The sequence below is a fragment of the Streptomyces sp. NPDC054863 genome (assembly GCF_053610825.1).
Window position 1 is genome coordinate 1 of record NZ_JBSGZD010000534.1, and the last position, 1,917, is coordinate 1,917.

The window sequence follows — 1,917 nt, forward strand, 5'->3', positions numbered from 1 at the left end:
GGAGTGCGCGCCATGCACTCCGGGGCCGTCCGGTTTCTCGGCCCGCGGACAAAGACGTCCGCGGGCATTCCGGTAGGCAGAGGCAAGGGAACGATCCAATGCGTCAGGTCACCACAAAAGGTCTGATCACCGTGGCGGCGGCCGGTGGCGTGCTCGCTCTGAGCGGCGGAGCTGCGCACGCCGACTCGGGTGCCGACGGGACCGCGTCGAACTCACCGGGCGTGCTGTCCGGCAACTCGGTGCAGGTCCCGGTGCACGTCCCGGTCAACGCGTGCGGCAACACCGTCAACGTCGTCGGGCTCCTCAACCCGGCGATGGGCAACGCCTGCGCCAACAAGTCCGGTTCGGCCACGCCCGGCCAGTCGGGTCAGCCGGGGTCGGGTCAGCCGGGCACGAACACCGGCACCCACACCGGTGGCGGCTCGTCCGCCCAGGGCGACACGAGCAACTCGCCCGGTGTCGGCTCCGGCAACAACATCAAGGTGCCGGTGCACATCCCGGTGAACGCCTGCGGCAACAGCGTCAGCGTCATCGGGCTCCTCAACCCGGCGATGGGCAACGACTGCAGCAACGAATCCGGCCCGGCCACCCCCGACGAGCCGCAGATCCCCGCCACCCCGGACGAGCCGCAGATCCCGGCGACCCCCGACGAGCCGTGGATCCCGGGCACGCCCGACGAGCCGGGCACCCCGCCCACCCGGGCGATCCCGAACACCCCGCAGACGCAGACCGTCACCCAGCCCCGGGCCACCGAGGTGCTGGCAGAGACCGGAGCCTCCGGTTCGCTCGGCACGGTGATCCCGGCGGGCGCCGGACTGCTCCTCGCGGGCGCGGTGCTCTACCGCCGGGCGCGCTCGGCGGCGTAACACCCCTGTACCCGGCGGCGTCACACCCGCTCCGTACACAGCTGTACACGGCGCGGGTCCCGTGGTCGCGGGGCCCGTTCCCTGTGTGGTGCGGTCGGTCACCCGATCTGTGGCGGGCTCACCAGGTGGCGCGCACCTGGCGGATGATCCGCCTGCGCAGCCGCACCCGGCGGCTCCCGTCGTGGCGCAGACTCAGTCGGTCCAGCTCCCAGTGTCCGTACTCGGCGTGGTCGGTCAGCAGACGGGTCGCTTCCTTGCGGGAGACCCCGCGCGGGACGTACACGTCGACAAATTCGTATTCCGGCATCGCATCTATTGTGCGGGCAGAGGTCGTCTACGGATAGCGTCTGCACTATGTCTGATGCCGCTCAGCCCACCACCGCTGCCGAGGTACGCGCCGCCGCCGAGGCGGTAAAAGCCGCGCTGGACCGCCACCTTGAGGCAGTCGAGCGCCGTTCCGGAGACGACGACCCCGCCGTCTACGACGCCTTCAACGAACTGGCCGCGGCTGCGGAGGACTACGACGAGCTGCTCTACGAGCGGTACGACGAGGTCACCCCCTTCGAGATCCCCAGCCCCGAGGACTCCGTACCCGCCCACAAGGGGCCGGTAGACGCGCTCAGCGTGCTGATCCGCCGCGACTACTCCGTCGCCCAGCCGCAGCGCCTGCTCGCCCAGGCCCAGCGCCTCGCCGACCTCGACCCGGACTCCGGGCCGAACGGACTGCCCGCTTCCGCCGGAGTCGTCGGCAGCAGTGTGCAGGCCGCGCTCGGGGTCCTCTTCGGCGAGTACGAGCCGGACGAAATCGCCTCCCGGCACAAGGAGTTCGGCCTGGAGGAAGGCGACTCCACGCTGTGGGTGGCCGCGGTGGAGGAGCTGCCGGAGCCGGGGGAGTGGCTCAGTTCCCCCTTCGACAGCGCCGACCAGCGGGATGTCGTGTGCCGCTTCGACGTCAGCTCGGTCTTCGACGACGACGAGATGGACGACCTCGAAGAGGTCTGAGCGCGCCGCGGTACGGCGGAGGGGGTGCGGGCATCGAATGCCCGTACCC

Annotated in this window: 3 protein-coding genes; 2 read left to right on the forward strand and 1 reads right to left on the reverse strand. The window is 70.9% G+C overall.

Annotated features, from left to right (window positions below):
• Positions 1 to 98: 98 nt before the first annotated feature.
• Entirely contained in the window at positions 99 to 866 is a 768-nt protein-coding gene (locus ACWGIG_RS38640; RefSeq protein ID WP_453326405.1) for a chaplin family protein, read from the forward strand.
• A 118-nt stretch (positions 867 to 984) separates the two neighbouring features.
• On the opposite strand, the gene ACWGIG_RS38645 is transcribed toward ACWGIG_RS38640, so the two are convergent.
• Complete coding sequence (locus ACWGIG_RS38645; RefSeq protein WP_453326406.1) at positions 985 to 1,173, reverse strand: DUF5703 family protein; 189 nt, start codon at positions 1,171 to 1,173, stop codon at positions 985 to 987.
• A gap of 47 nt (positions 1,174 to 1,220) precedes the next feature.
• Between ACWGIG_RS38645 and ACWGIG_RS38650 the strand changes: the two genes are divergently transcribed.
• Entirely contained in the window at positions 1,221 to 1,868 is a 648-nt protein-coding gene (locus tag ACWGIG_RS38650; protein WP_453326407.1) for a hypothetical protein, read from the forward strand.
• Positions 1,869 to 1,917: the final 49 nt, after the last annotated feature.

Coding starts and splice junctions, on each gene's coding strand:
- ACWGIG_RS38645 (WP_453326406.1), bottom strand. CDS start 1,173: ATGCCGGAATACGAATTTGTCGACGTGTACGTCCCGCGCGGGGTCTCC.
- ACWGIG_RS38640 (WP_453326405.1), top strand. CDS start 99: ATGCGTCAGGTCACCACAAAAGGTCTGATCACCGTGGCGGCGGCCGGT.
- ACWGIG_RS38650 (WP_453326407.1), top strand. CDS start 1,221: ATGTCTGATGCCGCTCAGCCCACCACCGCTGCCGAGGTACGCGCCGCC.